Origin of the sequence: Winogradskyella psychrotolerans, assembly GCF_018860565.1 — a bacterium.
GTDB classification, from domain to species: domain Bacteria; phylum Bacteroidota; class Bacteroidia; order Flavobacteriales; family Flavobacteriaceae; genus Winogradskyella; species Winogradskyella damuponensis.
In genome coordinates, this window is record NZ_JAHKPS010000022.1 from 874,885 (window position 1) to 896,298 (window position 21,414).

Below are 21,414 nucleotides of genomic sequence, written 5' to 3' on the forward strand. Positions count from 1 at the left end.
GTGGCTGCAAAATTACACTTTTTACAAAAATTAACGAGTACCTTTTTAGTTAGATTTAATAACCTTTAAATTTTCTTTGAGATCTTTATTGTTAGGAAATAATTTTACAGCATTATCAAGTATTTTTATCGCTTCAGATTTTTTGTCAGAAACCCCTAGAGTATTAGCTAAACTCATATAAGTTCTTGGCTCGTTTGGAAATAACTTTGTATTTAAAGTAAAAACTTCAATAGCTTCATCTTTTCGGTCTGTTCTGTACAATATTGATCCATATGTATTAAGCTCATACATACTTGATACTTTATCTTTATGAGTTTTTAGCAATTTTTTACCTTTCTTTTTTAAGCCTTTGACGCCTTTTTTCTTTAGAATATTATCAATTGCAGTAACAATTTGATAGTTGGATTTGTAATTGTTTACCGTGATGATATTCTGAATATCTTCTTCTAAAGTTGTAATGGGATGTTCAACTATTCGATTAATTTCTTTTCCATTTTTGTTGAAAATAATGGTAGGTACACGATGGATATTTAAACCAGCTTCTTCGTGTTGTGGACTTTGTTTATACATATTAGGTTCTCTACTTACAGCAATAACGGTAAGTTGATCCATAGGAAAATTACAAGCTTCTAAAACTTTATATAATTTGGGAACTTCTTGTTTACTATCTCCACACCAAGTGCCCATAAAAAGGGTGATGTCATAATTTTTTAACTCTGAAGAAATAGAGGAAGTTATGGAGGCGTTAACTTCATATTCGGCATAATTTTTAGAGAACCAAGAGCTGTAATTGTTACCTTCTAAACCAGTTTTGTCAATTTTTCCAAGTAAATAAGGGGTTTTTCCGTCCTTTATTATTTCTTGATTGCGTTGTTGTGCATTGCTGTGAAATACGGTTACTAATGTGATTATGATGGTTAAAATGGTCGTTTTCATTTTTGATAATTTTATGATTGATACTGTTTGTCTTCTTGAGCTCAGTTAAAAGGTATTGTATGAAATAGCTATTGACCAAGCTCAATTAGAACGTTGAGATATTTAATATTATTTAGAGGCCACTATATTTCCTTTGATTTTTAAGATTTTGTTGCCGCCTTTTGCATTAGAAATAACAGTGACCGTTTTTGTAAAAGCCCCTAATCTTTTGGTGTTGTACTTAATTTCTAGTTCACCTTGATCGCCTGGTTGTATAGGTGCTTTTGAATAACTTGGTACTGTACAGCCACAGCTTGTTTTAACTTTTGTGATAAGCAAAGGAGCATCTCCAGTATTGGTAAATGTGAAAATCCGCTTACCTTCTGCATTTTGAGTTATGGTTCCGTAGTTAATAACTTCAGTTTTAAATTTTAAAATAGCAACTTTTACATCGTATTTGTCAAATTCGGTTGGTGCAGCGTTAAAAAAACTTAGTGCAAAGATTAAAAGAATGCTAATGTTTAATGTTCGTTTCATAATAAATATTTTAAATGATTAATATGAAAACAAACATCTCATATAAAGATGTGAATGTTGAAAAAACAAGGTTGGAAATTGGTACTAGTACCTAGGTTGAATTTTTCAACTATTTGGTAAATAGAGACTTTGCGTCGTTTCTAGATTGCACGTTTAACTTTTTGTAAATGTTATTCGTATGCGTTTTTACCGTGCTTACACTTAAAAAAAGTGCTTCAGCGATGTCTTTGTTGGTTTTGTCCATGAGCAAATGCTCTAAAACCACTTGTTCTTGTTTAGATAATTTAGCTTTTAAATCATCAATTTTAGATTGGTTTCGTTTCCAAAAGTGATATAATAAAAATAGATTTAGAATAATTGATAATCCTAAAAAGGAGTAGAGTATAACATTCCAATTTGATGCTGTTTCTCCATTTGATGCAGCTAACATATAACGATCAGCTTCTAATTCATTAGTATACTGTTTTGTGTATGGTGCATTAGGATAAGTAGTTTCTAATCGTGCTTTTAAATTGTCGTAATATTGGTTTTGTTTCAGGTCTTCAACATAATAGCTATGCAAATCACTACTTCGGTCCGATAAATACGTATAAATATAAAGTTCTGCTAAAGGTTCATCTAAAGCTTCACCAAAGTATTGAAGGGTTTTAAACCATTTTTTGTTGTTTAGTTTACGGTTGGCCTCACTTCTAAACTCGCCATAGGCAAAACGCATGTCGTTTTTTAGAGAGTCTATTTTTACAAATGCATTTGCTTTAGGATTGTTAGATTCTACTCTGCAAAATACTTGATTTCCAAATGAAAAAGGCAGTTTTAATGTGTCTGTGTTTTTTGCGATAAATAAAAGTGCTTCGCTATCGCTACAATGCCCATTAAAGTGATTAACACCTTGTTGAATATCGGAGCATTTATCTACGTGAATACGATAAATACGATTTTCAGTATCTAGCATATTGCCTTTAAACTCAAAAAAGCCTGAGGAATCAGCAGTGGTTTTAGCGATAATTTGTTCAGAATACACACCAGACATTTTTCGGTAATCTTCAACAATAGAAAGGTATACCGCTCTATCCCATTCTTCAGGATTTGTATAGCCCGAAAATGAATATTGCGCTTTACAAATAGAAGAGATACTTAAAAAAACGAAGAGAAGTTTTATTCGCATAAAACGAAACTACATAATTTTATTTTGATTTCAATATCGAGAATTGATAAAAAAATGTAACATTTTAAATTAAAGTACGTCTTATAATTACATCAAATCATCAAAACGAATTATGAGTATCTGGCGTGTTATTCTTTCTATTATTTGTCCGCCTTTAGCTGTTTTAGACAAAGGTTGTGGCTCAATTCTTATCACTTTTTTATTGTGGCTCTGCGGTTGGGTACCCGGCGTTATTGCAGCTTTGGTTATTTTGAATAATCCAGAGCGATAAAATCATTACCTTTGCACTTTAAAAAAAAAGCAATAAAGTATTGATGAAAAAACTTATTATACTATTGGCTATTGCAGGCTTTCTAACGAGCTGTAGTGTGACCGAATCAATTGTGTTTAATACTGATATGAGCGGAGAATATATTTCGTCTTTTGATATTACTCCAATAATGAATTATGCCAACGAAAATAGGTCTAGGACAAATGAAGCACTGATAAAGGAAGAAAAAGTTGATACCACTGTGGTGTTTAATGATTTGTTTGAAAGCTATAAAGATAGTATTGCTACCCTTTCTGAAGCACAGCGTGCTAAATTAGAAAATCTTAGAGGGATGAAGATGAGAGTTCGTATGGATGTAGAAAATGATGTGTTTGATTTTAATATAAAAAAATCATTTAAGGCTGTTTCGGAATTAGAAAATATTAATGAAAAAGTAGACGATGCTATGGGAATAGCTAAGGCTATGGGGAATAAGGAAGCAAATGCTTCTGAAGGACAATTAGATAAACTTACTAAAGTGGATAAGGTGGTTTATACTTTTGAAGACAACACTTTTACCCGTTTTATGCCTAATGCGGTAGCAGAGCAGGAGAAATCTAATGAAGGCCAGACAACAGAAGCTGATGAAAATGATTTTTCAAAACAATTTGAAATGCAATTTGAAGAAATGTTCTCTACATCGTATTATAAACTGGTATATACGTTTCCAAGAAAAGTAAAGTCTGTTTCTAATAAAAATGCATTGATTTCTGAAGATGGTAAAACAGTAACTTACAAAGTAGGTTGGAGCACGCTTAAAGAGGATGCAACTTCAATGAATTTAAACGTTATTTTAGAAGATTAAGGTTTGAATAAAACGATACAACTTCAAGATTTAGGCACTAAAGATTTTAAAGCTACTTGGGATTACCAAGAAGAGCTATTTAAAGCTATTTTAGACACTAAGGTGAAAAATAGAAGGGAAGATGCAGGTCTAGAAACCAATAACCACTTTCTTTTTGTAGAGCATCCTCATGTTTATACATTGGGTAAGAGTGGCGATTTATCTAATTTGTTGCTTTCTGAAGCACAATTAGCCGAAAAAGGTGCTACATTTTACAAAATAAACAGAGGAGGAGATATTACTTACCATGGTCCAGGTCAAATTGTAGGTTACCCTATTTTAGATTTAGATAATTTCTTTACAGACATTCATAAATACTTACGTCTTTTAGAAGAGGTGATTATACGCACGTTAGCAGAGTATGGTTTGTTAACTGAGCGTAGCCCTGGTGAAACAGGTGTGTGGTTAGATGTAGGCACTCCTTTTGCTAGAAAGATTTGTGCTATGGGAGTGAGAGCAAGCCGCTGGGTTACTATGCACGGATTTGCCTTAAATGTGAACGCCGATTTAGGTTATTTTGATAATATAATTCCTTGTGGTATTAGAGGAAAAGCAGTAACAACTTTAAATAACGAATTAGGTGTTGAAAAGGTAGACGAAGCTGAGGTTAAACGAAAGCTTTTAAAACATTTTAGGTTGCTTTTTGAGGCCGATTTTGTTTAGGTGTCTCATTGCTTGGTTCTAAGTACTATTTATAATATACTGTTATTATGCTTTCTCTGATTGTATTTTCTTTTAGTTCGGATTACACCATACCTGAAATCATCATAGAATAGACTTATTAATAAAATTATTGCGCCAAAGATTAGTGTGTTTAATTTTAAATCTATCCTTGAATAAAGAAATCCGCCAATTATTCCACCCAAAAAGAAGAAACAGATAATATAGATTCGTAGTTTGATCGTTGATTTTATCTTATCTCTATGTGGACGATATACGGAGAATAAAAGTTGAGACAGCTCAATTCCTAAGTCTGTAAACAGCCCTGTTAAATGGGTGGTTCGTACAATAGCGTTTGATATTTTTGTAACAAAAGAGTTTTGAAGTCCCATTGCAAAAAGAAGCGCACATATAATTAAATCTGGGTATTTTATTTCCGTGATATTGCTTACAATAGCAATTGAAAATAATATAAGACATTCAATAAGTGTTGGTATAACAAAAACATTTAGTTTTTTATTTTCTTTGAATATCTCAATGAGAAAACTTGATGAAAAAGAGCCAAATAGAAAGGAAAATATATAAAGAAAATAGATTGTTCCTTTCCAGAATTCAAAATTAGCGACATCACTAATAAAAAGTGCAAAATGGCCAGTGACATTTGTTGTTAATTGATTGAAAGCTAAAAACCCAGTTACATTTACAATCCCAGCTACAAATGACAAAATGGTAGCAATTCGCAGATTATGTTTTAATGTTCTGCTTTTGCCTTGGTGTCTAAACATTTTGTTTTCAAATTATTTTGAATAGAATATTATGATAAGTAAAACTAAGACTACTTAAAAGTTTAACCAAGTAAAATTCAATTTTTAAAATTTGTTTTTCTCCTAAAACTTTTAACTAACCTAACTATTTCGTTCATCGTTTTAGGGTAAAATGGCCTTGTAAAACCCTGTGTTTACCACTAAAGTTTTCTGTGAATTCTAAAGTGTACCAGTAGTCAGAAGTAGGCAATACATTTCCATTGTACAAGCCATTCCATCCCAATCCAAAAGGATCTAATTGTATTAATAATTTACCATAACGATTATAAATGTGTAAAGTAGCATTATTCTGAAAATGTCTAGACATGCCGCTAGGAATCCAATAGTCATTATCAGTGTCGTTATTTGGTGTAAAGAATTTTGGAATACTTATCACTGAAATAGTTTCACTCACAATACCACATTCATTTTTGTCTCTTACATAAACAGTGTGTAATCCACCTTGTACATTGGTAAAAATATTACTGTCTTGGTAAATGCCATATTCGTCGTCTAGGGCGTATTCATAATCACCTTCTCCATTAATATAAACTGTTATAGTGTTAATCTCGCTAGCATCAACAATATCAATACGTTCAATGGTTGCGCTATTAGATGGAACAACCGTAATACTTTTGCTTTTTGAACAACCATCTGTGTCTGTTACAGTAACAGCATAAACACCTATTTCATTTACTTGAATAGTAGATGTGTTTTCTCCTGTACTCCAATCGTAATAGTAATTACTTGGCGAATCACCTATAATACCACCATAAAGCGTAATTGTACTAGGATAAGAATTTAGGCAATAAATAACGGTTTCATCGCTTTTAAGATCAGGCAATGAGTGAACAATAAGTGTAACGTCTTCAATTGAGAAACATCCAAAGTCATTTTCAACTCTCGAAAAAATAGTTTGAAAATAGGGGTCTGTATTTGTGTACGTCAAATTCAGTGGGTTTTGTTGCAATTCAGCATCGTTATAAGTTTCATAGTAAATAACTTCAGTATCTGAAGGTAATCCAGAAATTATTGTTGCATCTGCTAATGATAAATCGAAAGTATTCAGGCCATCTTCAGAATCTAATTCGTCACAAAGCTCAAGCATTACTGTATTAGAATGAATAAAACTAGTTTCTAATGTCAGTTGCGCCACATTATAGCATTGTGTGGTATTATCTTCAATTTTTACGAATAGGGTTTGTGGATTTGAACTATTTATAAATGTTGGATTTTGAATATTTACATTGGTTTCTAAATCCGTTTCAGATAGGAAGAAATAAGTGGCGACATTAGTGTTGCTTCCTGTTAATTGATCGTCGTAATCATGAAGATTGAAGTACATAAAGCCATCATCAGTTCCATAGTCATCACATAATAAAACATCTAAATCATAGGCTTCAGGAAGTGGTAATTCAGTAACGTCAATACTAAAAGTATCTGTACAACCATTGCTGTCTATTAGGGTTATATTATAAATTCCTGCTGTGCTCACCTCAATACTTTGTGTGTTTTCAGAAGTACTCCAATTATAAGATACATAATCTGAACCAACATCTAAAATGACAGAAGTTCCGGCACAAAATGTAGCTTCGGTAAGTGCAGGAGGTGTAATGTGAATGGTTTCTATGTCAAACGATGTAATATTATCGCACTTACCAAGAACAGAAACTCTAACAAAAATGGTTTGCGAATTCGGTGATATATTTTGATGTGTTGTAGGGTTTAATATTTCGTTTTGCTCAAACATCGCATCCAATTGTGAATTGTAATACCTGTAAATAGCCCCATTTTCTGTAGAAACGATGTTTTCAAAAGTTGTTAAATCAAAACTGGTGAATGTATCCAAATCGTCATCACAGGCTTTTAAAATAGCGCCAATATTGTTAACAATGGCATCTGCTCTATGACTAACCAAAACAGAAGTAATGTAAGAACAACCTAAATTATTTTCAACTCTAACAAAAACATCGTGATTGTTGTGTGGAATGGTATAATCTCCTGTTATTGGTGCGTTTTGAGTTTCAGCATTTGTTTGAGACGTATAATATTCAAAAGTTAAACCTGTAACATCAGCTACCACTAAATTGTTTAATTCTGAGAGGTTGAAGGTGTAATTACCATCAAAATCTGTGTCGCAGATATCATATGTGTTTGGAGAAACAGCAATAAAACTACTATTTAGAGTTAGTTCTGTTGTATTAAAACACTGGGTTGTATTATCTATAACTTTTACAAAAAGTGTTTGTGGATTAGTGGTATTGGTAAACGTTGGATTTTGTTCGTTGATATTAGCATTTAAATCATTTTGAGATAAGTAGAAGTGCGTTGTTACGTTTGTATTATTGTTTGTTAATTGATTGTCGTAGTCATGAAGGTTAAATGCCATAAAACCATCTGAAATTCCTGTATAATCACATTCTGTAATTGTTGTAGTAATAACTTCTGGAAGTGGAAGTTCTGTAACCACAACATTAAAAGTATCTGTACAACCATTGTTGTCTATTAGAGTAACGCTATACGTTCCTGAGGTGTCAACTTCTATGCTTTGGGTGTTTTCTGAGGTGCTCCAATTATAAGAAACATAATCTGGACCAACATCTAAAATAACAGAAGTTCCTGCGCAAAATGTGGCTTCAGTGAGTGTAGGAGGTGTAATATGAATGGTTTCAATGTCAAACGAAGTAATGTTGTCACATTTGTCAGGAGCAGATACTCTAACAAAAATGGTCTGTGAATTTGGGTTTATATTTTCATGAGTAGTTGGATTTAATATTTCATTCTGTTCTAAGTTGGCATCATTTTCAGTGTTGTAATATCTAAAAGTAGCGCCGGGTTCTGTTGTTAATTGGCTTTCAAAAGTGGTTAAATCAAAAAACGCATAGGTGTTTAAATCATTATCACAAGCTTCTAAAACGTCAGTAACAACGTCAACAGTTGCAGAGGTTTTTATAGAGATGTTAACTGTGGCAATAGACATACAGCCAAACGGATTAACAACACGAGTATAAATAGTATGATTATCATTAGGAATGGCGTAATTAGAGCTGTTAACTATCGCATTGTTTTCGGCTTCTGCATCAGCTAGGTTGGTGTAATATGTAAACACTAAACCGGTTTGGTTTTGAATTATTAGAGGATTTAAGTCATTTAAATCTAAGGTGTAAAACCCATCAAAGTCGGTGTCACAAATAGCGTAATGACTATCAACTAATTTTGGTGTTGCTAAAGCTTTTAATACAACTTTGCCAATAGAGAAACAGCCTGTTGCGGCATTGTCAAATCGCACAAAAACATTATCTGTTTCCGAAGCTGTATTATGATTTTCTGGTGTTAAAATTAGAAACGATGGGTTGGCTGTTTGTGCTGCAATTTCATCAGAATAGTAGGTAATGTCAAGTCCAGTTGTGTCGGCTAACATATTTGGTATTGCCATTGTTAAATCAAATTCTTCAGTAAGGTTAAAATCATCATCACATTCTGATAATTCTGTGTCTTGAACAGTAATTGGAAATGTAAAATCTAAATCTATTTCTGCAATAGAAAAGCAATCTGTTGCCAGGTTCCTAACTCTTACATAAATAGTTTGCGGTACCGTTGTTATTAAATAATTTGAAGAAATAGGATTGCTATCATCAATGGCATTAATTTCAGAGGTAAAATATCTAAAACTATGATTTAACGGGGCAGAAATTATATCTGGATTGCTTAACGTTAAATTGTAGTATTCTTGACCATCTGTGAAATTATCACAGACCGTAACGCTAATGTTATTTACTATTGGTGCGGTTTGTAAATTGAAATTTATTTCTCCAGTAGTAATACAATTATCTGCAGCTTCAAGATTTACAAATAACGTTGTTGTGTTTGTAATAGTTGCTGTTGTAATTGGATTTGTAAAGCTATTTGCATTAGCTAAGGAATTGTAATAGGTTAAATTTACTCCTGTTTGACTTCCTAATATTTCAGAATTAAATTGGGATAAATCTACATTGTTTTCTAGAGTATCATTTTCAAAATCACAAACAATTATTGTATTTGAAATTATTTCAGGAACAGGAATAATTGATAAGTTTAGTCTTGCAGTAGCATAGCATGTTGTTGCAGCATCGTAGAGCCTAACATAAACTGCTGTATTTGAAGTTACAGAATACGCTGATGGATTGGCAATTGCTGTAGTAGGATCACCAACTTGTGCTTCTAGTAATGTATGATAATAAGTGTTTGTATAGTTGGTGTGATTGGCGTTGATGTTTGGTAAAGCATCATTTAAATTAAATAATTCTTCGTTGTTATTATCGGCGTCACAGGTTTCAATTGTTGCTGTTGCTGTGGTAATCGTTGGATGAAATGTAATAGTAATTGTTGTTTCTGTTGTACAACCATCTAGTGTTGTAACTAAAACATGGATTACTTGGGTTGGTCCAATGATGTTAAATGTTGTGGGATTATTTATAGCTGTACCATTTGTGTATTCATAAGAAAATATAGCGCCTGTTGCTGATGTAATTTGGGTTTCATATTGTGTTATATCATGAATTTCTTGGTTGTTGTAATATTCATCACAAATAATAGCCGTTACAGGTGTTAATAATATGGTGGGTTGAAAATCTAAAGTAACTTCTTCAACTGTAAAATCTATTTCAATACCTTCAAAAATTAGAGCAATTCTTGCGTAGATAGTTGTTAGAGTGGTAATATTAATTTCTGTAATTGGATTTGTATTGGTATCAGCTTCGGTTTGTAAGAGGTGATATGTTACTTCCATGTATTGGGCATTGTCATAACCTACAATTAAATCGTTGTTATAATTACCTAAAATGACCAGTTCCTCGATATCGTTGGCGCTATCACAAACTTGAAAAGAACCATTAGCAGTTCCATTAAAACTAACAGTTTCTAATTGTATATCTCCAATGGTAATACATCCTGATGAGGTATTTGTAAAAACAACAAAAACTTCTGTGTCAGGATTTGTAACTGCAAAATTTTCAGGATCAGAAATTAGACTTAGAGGATTTTGAGTTTGAGCACCAATTAAAGTGTCGTAAAATTGATAGGTTATTCCGGTTAAATCGGCGACCATATCTGTAACAGAATTTGTTAAATCGAAAATGGTACCAGAACTTACCTGTGTATCATTTTGTACCGTTACTCCTTCGATATAAATAAAATCAATATTAAAAACTTCAACACAACCAGAACTGGTATATGAACGTACCCAAATACGAGTAATCCCATTTAAAACATAATATTCTGGATCTATTGGGTTTGTTGCGTGTAAAGGGTCAAAAGGATTGGTATTGTTTAGCGCCCAACTTTGGTATAAGTGATAGGAGAAGTTTAAGGTTTCGGTATTATTTGCTTGTACATCTGGTTCGTGTTGTGTTAAATCATAAATGGCGATATTAGAACATAAGGTAACCTCAATAGGGGCAACGATTGGTACAGGTAACAGGTTAATGTTAATTTCTTCAACATTAGGACAATTAGATTCTGGTTGTAGTGTTAATCTAACAAAAAATGAATCTCCATTTGCAGCTGTAAAATTAGTGATAGGGTTTATGTTATTATCGGCATCATTTTGTGTGAGATGATAAGATATATTTACCCCAGTTTGTGTACTAATAATTTGACTTGTGTAATTTGAAAGTGTAATAGTTTCAGAATTATCATTTGCGGTATCACATAGCGTTATTTCTGAAAGCTGAGAAGTTGCTATTTCTTCTAAATTGATAAGAAGTGTTCCAACATCAAAACAACCAATACCGCGTTGTAATCTTACAAAAATGGTCTCCGTTGGATTAGTTAATACATATGCATTTGGGTTGGGTATAGGTGCTGTTTCTGTTTGTGCATCTGCTAAAGAGTTGTGGTAAGATAGTATCAGTCCTGTTTGCGAGCCAATCATAATAGGCTCGTAAGTTGTTAGGTCTATAATTTCGGTTCCTATGCTATTTATGTCACAAACCACAATTTCATTATCTATAGCCACAGGGTATAGTAAATCTATTTCTATATCTATATTGTCTTGAAGTATAATATCTGGTCCAACACACATATCATAAATAACAGTTGCGGTGTAGTTTGTGGATTGTTCTGGGCAAATAGTGATTTGGTCACCTGTAGAAATTAGGGTGTTGTTTTCATCTCTCCATTGTACCGAAGTTACGGGAACTCCGTTTGGGGAAAATCGCCAAGCTTCATTGGTGGCTGCCCAAATACTTGTGTTTCTATTGGGTGGAGTTGTCGCAATGGTACCATCAATATTTTGAATGCCAATTAGTGCATTTTTTCTATATGATGCTGAAGGGCTTGTTTCACAGTTTATAGGTTTTTCTTTTACATAAACTTCAATGACATTTGAGCCTTCGTAAAGTACAATTTGTGATGTAGATCTACTTGTTTCGCAATTAAAATGATTTAAGTTTTCATAACTAATAACAAAAGCTCTTGTGGGTGCAGTGCCTGTGGTATAGGTTTTTATTTCGCCACATTCGTTTTGAGGAGTGTTTGGGTCGTCTGTACAGCCAAAAACATTATTATCGTTTGTTAAATCATGGTAAGCGCCAAAAATAGCATTTGTTGGCATTGAGGTATTAGGTATGGTGCCCGCAAAAAACGGACTATCAGCTAAAGCGGCATTTGAGTTGAAACTTATAATGCCGTTGTCTCCAATTAGTAATTCGTTGTAACCTTCAGTATAAAAACAAAAATCAAAAGGAATTGGTAAAACAGCACTCCATTTATCATCACCATGAATGTTTACTGTTGTTTCATTAGTTAAGCCGGTTAGAGTATTAAATGGTATAGAGCTTACTTCGTAAGATGTTGTCTCACTTATGATGGTGTAGTTGGCTTCTAAACTAAAGCATCTATTAGCATCTACGGGATAATCACAATCTACTAAAATATCATCTATGCCTTGACTATCTGTTATCTCAATAAAAGGTGAGCTATTTTGGGCAATTAATGCATAGGGAAATAAAAACAAGAAGAATAAAAACAGCCTTGAATGCATCTAATTGGTTGATATTTAGTTAGGAAGAAACAAGGTTACAAAAAAAAGTGCTTTTATTAGCACTTTTAATCTTCGAGTTATTAAATACAATTAACAATCTTAGTTACTTTTTGTAGATAGAATACTCAATGTTTTTTCAGGACTACTTTAAACCTTTTAATACATTTAGCTGTCTTTTTATGGATATGATACAAACAAAATAAAGAGGGTTAAATTTAGTACTCATATCAATTTTTATGTTTCGTCGTTAAAAAACACTTTGTAAAAATGCATTTTCTTTTCTTCATCATAACCACGTTCTAAATACTCTGCAGAAGCATCTGGAGCATCAACATCAAGTTTTATTTGGATGTTAGTGTCTAGTTTTATTTCTGTTTTAATCTTTTGTTTTTGTTTTTTTAGCGCGATTTCAGAGACGTCAAACTGGTTTCTAATGAGAACTTTATTGTCAGATTCATAAGTTTTTTTATAATCTTCAAAGAGTTGAATCTTGTCTTCTTCATCAAAGACCTCTTCTTTAAAAGTGTCAATATTTACAATTTCATTTTCTTTGAAAAAATCAACGGTTTTAGCTAAAAAATTAGTTTGTTCTTGTCCGCCAAAATTAGGTTGCAATACTTCTTTAGAAAACTCTCTACATAGTTCTATACAGTTTTTAGTGTGCTGGTTACTATCGTCTGGGTACTTGATGTTTAGGAAGCTTTTGATCCAGTATTGTGTGTCATAAGTATTGTTGTCTACGCTAAACACAATTTTACCTTCCATGTCGGAAGTATTTAAGATTAAGCATCCTTTATCAACCTTTTTGGCTTGAATGCCTTTTTGAACTAAGATATCGTAGTTATTATCCTCTAAATAAGTCTGAAAAAATTCAGTTTTATTTTCAATTTTAAAGATGCCTATTGCATCTGTAAAATAGTCTTCATATTGTACATTTTCGAAATGACAAATAAGTACATCTCCTGTCTTAATTTGAGCAGAGTTACTTTGCTCATATAGATGACTGACAATATGTTTAGAGACGTCTACAAAATCGACATCGTCTTTAAGTAGTTGTTCGCTGTAAGTGTTTATTTCATTGAGCCCAACATCACTATGGTGATGAAAGCGATAGCTTTCTGCAACACTAACAAATGGTTTTAAAAGATAAGGCAGCATTAAATTATAAGTGGCTTCATCAAAATGCACAATAGCATCTGAAAATGCATTTTTTGTACCATTAAATTTGTTTCCAACTTTGTGGATTATACAACTTTTTAGAGAGGCTTTATGTCTTTTTATCATGAGTAAATAGTTGTCTTAATTTTTAATAATATAAGGCTTCAAAATAGAAGCGGTTTTTATATAAAAAAAGAGTGGATTTTAGTGTAATTTGTAAACTACAATTGTTTTGTCGTCACTTTGAGTAATGAGCTCTAAACCGCGTTCTCCATCTAATTTTTCTAAAGTAGCACTTGAGGTGCCAAAAACAGGGAAATTTGGAATTGATTTGGCTTGACTATCAAAGAGGTAAACTTTTTTGGATTGTAAATCTGTTGTGGTAACGTAAATTTTGTCGTTTAGATAAAAAATTCTCGGCTCAGTATATTCGCCGTAATCTAAATCTAGTGTTCGTGATTTAATAATTAATCGATTTTCTCTTAGCGAAACCAAAGTTTTACTTGTAGTTGTAATTTTATGATTGTCTGTAAGGTTGAGGTTTTTTGTGGTTAATCTTCCTCTTGTGTCAACCTGTACGAGTTCTCCAAGCGTATTGGTTGTTGTAAATTTATTTTGATATAGATAGATTTCGTTATTTGAAAAACGAATTTTATCTTTCACGTTAATTCTAACTTTACCTTGTCGGTTTAAAACTTGAAGGTTTTCGCCAGCTCCAAAGACAATATAATCCTTAGTTCCTATTCTAAAATGTTTTGGTTGTGAGTTAATATTAGAATCATTGGTTTTGTAGTTAAAACCACTGATGGATTGTCCTTTGGCATTGTACATTAGTAAGTTTTTACCTTGGGTAACTAATAGTCTATAATCCTTCTTTTTGTCGTAATCAAATACCGAAAGTGGTTGTGTAATAACGTCATTAAATTTTAACGGAAAAGGAGATACGTCTTTGCCATTTCTGTCTAAAACATATAGCCGGTTTGGTGTTGCAAAAGCTAATTGTAGTCTGCCGTTTTTGTACATATCTATTTGCTCAACCTGCCCTAAAACTTTGCCCTGTAATTGTTTTTTCCAAAGAATATTGCCAGAACTAGAAATAAGGTAAAGAACATTATTAATGTCTTGTACTACAATGTCATGAGATTTGGATATGTGATTTTTAACGACTTGAGGCGGTGTTAAAATGGTGGCATCAAGTGAGGATGTAAATGTTTCTGTTACAGAGTTTGAAGCTGCTTTCTTTTTAAATTTTTGAATGACTCCGTTGATGTGTGTGTAGTTATCTTCACGAACAAACTGAACCGCATTGGCATTGTAACCTTTCATTGTTTTACCTAAAATTTCGGATAGGCCATCAGAATTTTTAAAGACAAATAATGAAGCTTCGTCACTTAAATCGTCATTAATACTTTGAAAAGCATCCGAATTTGCTAATGTGTTGTTGTTTAGCGCGTCAGTTAGAATTGATTTTAAGGTCTCTGTAGAATTGGTAAAAACTATAAAATTATCAAAGACTGAAAAGTAATTGGCATTTTCAAAACTGATAAAAGGCTTTAGATTAGATTGGAAGAAGTTAGGATTGGTAAATTCATATATGTCAATATCTCTAAACGATTCTATATTAGATTTATCTTCAATAGCTTCTAAAATTAAATTCGTATCAAGTGAATGAAGGATTACAGCATCCTCTATTAAGGCAATCTCGTTGGTGAAATTTAAGAATGTTTCAGAAGCTACTGTTGCTGTGCTATCTTTTAATTGGTTGTTATTGTCGTTAAAAACTGAAAAATCATTATAGGAAACACTAATTAAAGAATTCGTATCATGTGGCGCAATAGAAGGGGTGTTAATTTTTTGTGGAATGGTATTTTTAAAACCATCAAGATAGTTGGTACTAGAATCTTTAGAGGTTAAAATGCCATTGTAATTTAAGCCTTTATCCGTATAGCCAATATCTAAAATTGTAAAGTTAGAATTGTCTTTATTCAAATCTTCTAAAAATAACAATTTAGAATAATTAGGTGTTTTTGATTTAAATAGGATAGAAGCTACCGATTTTTTGTCTGCAGTTTCAATTAATTTACTGAGCTTGGTGTTTTCGTTTTCAGAATTTAGGTTTTTTAAAAGTTCTAAACTATTTGAGCCAGCAAAAGTGTTACCTATAATCTTATGATAAATAACAGAGTCGTTTAATTGTGTCTTTTCAATTTTTAGGTCTGTTAAAGTTTCCGAAATATGATTAGAAATAGAATCTATAACAAATAATGTACTGTCGTTTTCGGTAAGAATTAAATAGTTTGAGTTATTAAGGGAAATATATACCTGTTTAGTGGTATTTAGAGTTTTTAGAATTTGTGAAGCACTTTGTAATTCTGTTGTGTATATGTTAGAGAGGATCTCATTGTTGTCTATACTGCTAATAAAATCACTAAGTTCATTAATTTGAATAATGACATTTGTTTCATTAGGAATGAATTTATAAGGTTGTTTGGTTTTGTCGTAGTTTTTTTGGCAAGCCAATACTAAGGTTAACAAAATCAATAAAAAACCAAGTCGCTTCATTAAAATAGAATATTTAGATTACAAATATAAAAAGTTATATGTTCAATTTGTATTGCTCTGGTAATAATCTAAATGATTTTCTATGGTATTTGGTAATACCGTATTTTTTAATAGCAACTCTATGCTCTTTTGTTGGGTAGCCTTTGTTTTGTTTCCAATTGTACATAGGAAATTCTTCGTGAATTTTTTCCATATACGAATCTCTATAGGTTTTGGCTAATACAGATGCTGCAGCAATACTTAAATATTTACTATCTCCTTTTACAATTGTTGAATGTGGAATGGATTCGTAAGATTTAAATTTATTGCCATCTACAATAATATACTCTGGAGCAATTTTTAATTGAGAAATAGCACCATGCATTGCTTTTATGGATGCATTTAGTATGTTGATACTGTCAATTTCTGTTTCAAATATATGTTGAAATGCAAATGCTGTAGCTTCTGTTTCAATAATGGGTTTTAATAGTGTTCTATTTTTTTTAGAAAGTTGCTTAGAGTCATTGAGTAAAATGTTTTTAAAAGAAGAAGGTAAAATGACAGCGGCGGCAGTAACAGGTCCTGCTAAACAGCCTCTTCCTGCTTCGTCTGTACCACACTCTAAGTTATAAGTAGAAAACTGAATTTTTAAAGACAAAATGTTAAATTTTGAACAAAGTTAAAATTTTAACGCAACCCTTTTGCATTTTTTGCATCTAAGTGTTGAGTTAAATGTTTAAAACATTAGGAAAATGATTTATGCGATATGTTGACGAAATCGCAAAAGTATTAACATTTTTTTAGTAAAAACACTTGCTTATTTAATATTTAATTAGGATGTTTGCAACTAGACTAACTCAAATAATTGTTTTATGAAATTAAAGTTAACATGGTTATTAACGCTTTTTATGGCGTTCGTGATGCAATTTTCTTTTGCACAAGAGAAAACTGTCACAGGTACAGTTACAACAGCTTCGGATGGTTTACCTCTCCCTGGTGCAAGTGTAATTGTAAAAGGGACCTCTAGAGGTCAACAAACAGATTTTGATGGTAAATTTACTATTAAGGTCAATCAAGGGGATGTATTAGTTGTCTCCTATGTAGGTATGGAACCTGCAAGTATTATTGTAGGAGCTGCTGCAACTTACGATGTAGCATTGAAAGATGCAAGTACACTTGAAGAAGTTGTAATTGTTGGTTATGGGACGTCTTCTTTAGCTAAGAGTCTAGCTGCAACTAAGACAGTTTCTGGTGATGTGCTTGAAGATAGAGCGAATCCTTCTGCCTTACAAAATCTACAAGGGCAAATAGCTGGTTTAAATGTTACTACAGGTAGTGGCCAGCCGGGAGCTGATAGTGTTATTGTATTGAGAGGTGTTGGTTCGATTAATGGTAATATAGAGCCGTTATTTGTTATTGATGGTATTCCTGTTGATGAAGATAATTTTAAGTCAATTAACCCGAATGATGTAGAGTCTTATACTGTTCTTAAGGATGCTGCGGCAACATCTATTTATGGTAATAGAGGTGCTAATGGTGTAATTGTTATTACAACAAAGAAAGGACGTGCAGGTGAAGGTTTGAAGTTTAGGTATACGACAACTTATGGTTATAATGAGATTCAGGCTCAACCGTTTGATCTTATGAGTACTGGTGAGATTTTGAACTGGCAACGTGATAACAATGCAGGTTTGGGCAATGGTATGTCTAATGCTGAGATTAATGCTAGAGCTGCACAAGCTAACACTAATTGGACAGATATTTTCTTTAGAAAGGGAACGACTACAACTCATGATTTGGCTATAACAAGTGGAACGGAAACTACATCTAATTATACTTCTCTTCAGTATTTTGAGCAGGACGGTGTGTTTATAGGTTCTGATTTTAAGCGTTTTTCTGTTAGAAATAATTTTACAGGTAAATCTGCGGATAAGAAATTTGATTACGGAATAAATTTAAATTTAAATTTCTCTAAGTCTAATGAATTAGATAATGCTGGTTCTAATTCGACTTTCTTCAATCCGTTTTCTGCTGCTCTTCAAGGGTTGCCGTATTTGTCTGCTTATGATCCTAATGGGTCTAGAACTATAGACGGGGGTATCACGCCTGGTGATATTACTGCTTTGTTAGCTTCTGGAGCTACTAATTTCCCTTATGTTCTTTTAAATAGCGTATCAATGAATACCGATAGAACAGAAGAGGTGAAGATACTTGCTGGTTTTAATGCTAGTTATAATTTTGCGAAAAATTTAACTGCAAGAATAGAGTTTGGTGGTGATTTATCTAGTTCAAAACGATTAGAAGTATTACACCCTCTTAGTTTATTAGGTCCGTTTCAATCAGAGCAATCTAATGCAGCTGAATATGGTGGTATTTATGAAGAGACATACGCTAGAGATTTTAGATTTTATTCTAATACAAGTTTAAATTATTCTAATATTTTTGCAGATAAACATGCTGTGAGTTTAACAGCGTATTTAGAATATAATAGATCTTTTTATGACGGGTTTGATTATGATCAAACAGGTTTAGATCCTAGATTGTTAGGTACTGGTAGTGCATTTATACCAGCTAACACTATAGAGGTTATTAATGGTGCTGATACATTTCCTTATTTGCCAGCGTTAAGTACAACTACTCTTACTACAGGATTGTTTTCGGTATTTGCAAATGGAGACTATGAATTTGATGGGAAGTATGGTATTGGCGCAACTGTTCGTAGAGATAATTCATTCAGATTTGTTGAAGACAATGCATGGGGTACTTTTTGGTCGGTTTCAGGTCGATGGAATATTAGCGATGAAAACTTTATGTCAGATTCAGCATTTGATCTATTAAAGTTAAGAGGATCTTATGGTACTTCAGGAAATCAAAGAATTACTGGTGGATTCTATGGAGCTTTAAATAATACAAGAAGTTTGTATTCTGCAGGACAGGGTTATAACAATCAAACAGGTACTTTTGCTTCACAAATTGGTAATACCACTTTACAATGGGAGGAAGTAGCTCAAGCTAATATAGGCGTTGATTTTTCTCTATGGACAGGAAAATTAAGAGGTTCTGTTGATGTGTATGAGAAAACGACATCTCAACTGTTTCAAGATAATAGAATTTCTTATGTAAATGGAACAGGATCAATTCAAAGTAATTTAGGAACATTAGTGAATAAAGGAGTAGAGTTGGATTTACGTTATACTCCAATACAAACTAAAGATTGGGGATTAACTTTATTTGCCAATGGATCTTTTAATGAAAATGTCATTGAAGAGTTGCCTCCATCAACTGATGGTTTAGTAATAAATACTTTAACGGCGTTAGGTGAAGGTCAAGCTTATGGGTCATATTACCTAGTTGACTATGTAGGGGTAAATCCTGCTAATGGAAACCCTTTGTTTAGAGGTGCTGATGGTAATTTGACAGAATCGCTTAATGAATCTGATAGACAATTTACAGGTAAATCGCACGTTCCAGTTTGGCAAGGAGGTTTTGGTACATTATTAAAGTACAAAACATGGGAGTTCAATACGACTTGGTCATGGGTTGCTGATGTATATAGAAGTAGTGAAGATTTAGCAGGTCTAGAAGAAGTTTCTGTAGGTCAAGTAGAAAATGGTAGAAATAGAATTAATTCTGTTTTTAATGCATGGCAAAATCCAGGCGACATAACAGATATACCTAGAGTTGGTTCTGCATACAGTAGTGTTGATTATTCTTATAGTACTGATCGTTATTTACAGGATGCATCTTTTTTAAGACTAAGAAATATTACATTGGCTTATTCATTGCCTAAAGAAACATTAGAGAAATTACCTATTACAGGTTTACGTCTTTACGCTCAAGGTGAAAATTTATTGACATTTACAAAATATGTTGGATGGGATCCAGAATCATCTGTTCTAAGATCAATTGATAGAGGGCAGTATCCAACACCGAAAATTTATACATTCGGAGTAACTATTAATTTTTAAAAAAAAATAAAAATGAAAAAAATAAATTTATTTATAGCAATATTCATGGCTGTGTTTTTTATGGTGTCATGTAATGACGCTACTGATATATCACAGGTAGGTGAATTAGATGAAGGTGCAGCTTATCAAACGTTAGCTGACCTGTCTAGTGGTGTTAATGGTGCATATGCTTTTTATGGCGTAGATTCAGGAGGAAATGGCTCTGGTGATGAATTGTATTTTAATGCTATTCTAACAGATAATGTTAAAGCTGGTGTAGCAAGTAATGGTCAAGGTGCAACACAGTATCAGTATGTGGTAGATATCACTGCTGGTTCGCCTTCTTTTTCAGTTTGGACAAACAGATATTCAACAATTAACCAAATTAATAGGGTTTTAAGAGCGAGTACAGGCATTAACTTTGAATCTGAAGCTGAAGAAGCTGAAGGTAATCATTTATTAGGGCAGCTTTATGCACTTAGAGCTCTAGCTCATCTTGATTTGTTTGAGTACTATACTGTAGATTATCAAGACCCTCAATCATTAGCAGTAATTATTATGGATCGTGTACCTAGTATAGATGAACAGTTAGAAAGAAATACGGTTGAAGAAACTGTGTCCTTTATAATGAACGATTTAATAACTGCTAAGGATTTGTTAGACGAAAATAACGCTGATTCAAATAACAATATTTATGTAAATGATGACTTTGTAGATTTTCTTCGAATTAAATTAGAATTAATCACAGATAATTATGATTCAACTACAATAGACTTAGCTGACGATTTAATGGCTAAATATCCACTAGCGTCAACTGTTGACTATAGGTTATTATTTTTGGATGCTGGAGATGAGGAAGTTATTTTTAAACTTGCACGCGGAACTGGTGATAGCGAAGTAGGTGAGTTATTTTACTTTAATTTAGTAGATGTTGATGATGCATTTATCGAAGTATCAAATGATTTATATAATGAATTAGCAGAAGTACCTGGTGATATTAGATTTGATATAAATGTTGATGCATCAAGTGTTTTCAATGGAGAAAATGATGCAGATAATATTTTATTAATAGGTAAGTATCCTGGTTCAGCTGCTGGACCTCAAATTAATGATATTAAAGTAGCTCGATCATCAGAGGTGTTATTGATGAAAGCGGAATTAGAAGCTAGAAGTAATATGTTAGGTCAAGCTGCTGCTTCTATTCAAGAAATAAGAACTGCTAGAGTTGGATCAGTTCAACCATTACCAAATTATGGGAATTTAAATGAAGCATTAACGGATATTTTGAAAGAGAGGAGAAAAGAATTATGTTTTGAAGGACATAGACTTTTAGATATTAAGAGAATTGGTGGTGAACTCAATATTGGTGTCACAAGGTCAACTGTAGATTGTACTTCATTTGAAGCACCATGTGTCATACCTGCTAATGATTATAGATATACATTAGCAATTCCTCAAGAAGAATTCTTTGGAAATGGTAATATTACTCAAAACCCATCTTATCCTAATTAAA

Annotated in this window: 13 protein-coding genes; 5 read left to right on the top strand and 8 right to left on the bottom strand. The window is 32.6% G+C overall.

Annotation, left to right across the window (positions count from 1 at the left end; genetic code table 11):
- Window positions 1-45 precede the first annotated feature (45 nt).
- The 3 genes from KO504_RS12615 to KO504_RS12625 all read right to left on the bottom strand — a co-directional run bounded on the left by KO504_RS12615 (window position 46) and on the right by KO504_RS12625 (window position 2,617).
- The gene (locus KO504_RS12615) at window positions 46-936 is read right to left on the bottom strand and encodes a TlpA family protein disulfide reductase (RefSeq protein WP_215927364.1); all 891 of its coding nucleotides are present in this window, start codon (window positions 934-936) and stop codon (window positions 46-48) included.
- A gap of 108 nt (window positions 937-1,044) precedes the next feature.
- On the bottom strand, window positions 1,045-1,452 hold the full coding sequence (locus tag KO504_RS12620) for a DUF1573 domain-containing protein (RefSeq protein WP_215927366.1): 408 nt from the start codon (window positions 1,450-1,452) through the stop codon (window positions 1,045-1,047).
- A 109-nt stretch (window positions 1,453-1,561) separates the two neighbouring features.
- Window positions 1,562-2,617, bottom strand: coding sequence for a response regulator transcription factor (locus KO504_RS12625; RefSeq protein ID WP_215927368.1), 1,056 nt, complete (start codon window positions 2,615-2,617; stop codon window positions 1,562-1,564).
- 112 nt (window positions 2,618-2,729) lie between these two features.
- Here KO504_RS12625 and KO504_RS12630 point away from each other — a divergent pair, with 112 nt between their 5' ends.
- The 3 genes from KO504_RS12630 to lipB are packed head-to-tail and all read left to right on the top strand — an operon-like array spanning window position 2,730 to window position 4,434.
- Complete coding sequence (locus KO504_RS12630; protein ID WP_092446701.1) at window positions 2,730-2,888, top strand: YqaE/Pmp3 family membrane protein; 159 nt, start codon at window positions 2,730-2,732, stop codon at window positions 2,886-2,888.
- Window positions 2,889-2,931: 43 nt separating this feature from the next.
- Window positions 2,932-3,732 (top strand): hypothetical protein, encoded by an 801-nt coding sequence (locus KO504_RS12635; protein WP_215927370.1) that lies wholly within the window; start codon window positions 2,932-2,934, stop codon window positions 3,730-3,732.
- Window positions 3,733-3,735: 3 nt separating this feature from the next.
- Window positions 3,736-4,434 (top strand): lipoyl(octanoyl) transferase LipB, encoded by a 699-nt coding sequence (gene lipB, locus KO504_RS12640; protein WP_215927371.1) that lies wholly within the window; start codon window positions 3,736-3,738, stop codon window positions 4,432-4,434.
- A 29-nt stretch (window positions 4,435-4,463) separates the two neighbouring features.
- Here the strand turns inward: lipB and KO504_RS12645 are convergent, their stop codons facing one another.
- The 5 genes from KO504_RS12645 to KO504_RS12665 form a co-directional block, all read right to left on the bottom strand.
- Window positions 4,464-5,216 carry a YoaK family protein gene (locus KO504_RS12645; protein WP_215927372.1) on the bottom strand — a complete coding sequence of 251 codons (753 nt, stop codon included), beginning with the start codon at window positions 5,214-5,216 and terminating at the stop codon, window positions 4,464-4,466.
- 133 nt (window positions 5,217-5,349) lie between these two features.
- Window positions 5,350-12,255: a T9SS type B sorting domain-containing protein gene (locus KO504_RS12650; RefSeq protein ID WP_215927373.1), complete on the bottom strand. Its 6,906-nt coding sequence runs from the start codon at window positions 12,253-12,255 to the stop codon at window positions 5,350-5,352.
- A gap of 234 nt (window positions 12,256-12,489) precedes the next feature.
- Entirely contained in the window at window positions 12,490-13,539 is a 1,050-nt protein-coding gene (locus KO504_RS12655) for a nucleoid-associated protein (RefSeq protein ID WP_215927374.1), read from the bottom strand.
- 78 nt (window positions 13,540-13,617) lie between these two features.
- The gene (locus tag KO504_RS12660; RefSeq protein WP_215927376.1) at window positions 13,618-15,975 is read right to left on the bottom strand and encodes a ribonuclease HII; all 2,358 of its coding nucleotides are present in this window, start codon (window positions 15,973-15,975) and stop codon (window positions 13,618-13,620) included.
- A 34-nt stretch (window positions 15,976-16,009) separates the two neighbouring features.
- Window positions 16,010-16,612, bottom strand: coding sequence for a ribonuclease HII (locus KO504_RS12665; RefSeq protein WP_215927378.1), 603 nt, complete (start codon window positions 16,610-16,612; stop codon window positions 16,010-16,012).
- Between the two features lie 214 nt (window positions 16,613-16,826).
- Between KO504_RS12665 and KO504_RS12670 the strand changes: the two genes are divergently transcribed.
- Entirely contained in the window at window positions 16,827-19,922 is a 3,096-nt protein-coding gene (locus KO504_RS12670) for a SusC/RagA family TonB-linked outer membrane protein (protein ID WP_215927379.1), read from the top strand.
- Window positions 19,923-19,934: 12 nt separating this feature from the next.
- Entirely contained in the window at window positions 19,935-21,413 is a 1,479-nt protein-coding gene (locus tag KO504_RS12675; protein ID WP_215927381.1) for a RagB/SusD family nutrient uptake outer membrane protein, read from the top strand.
- Window position 21,414: the final 1 nt, after the last annotated feature.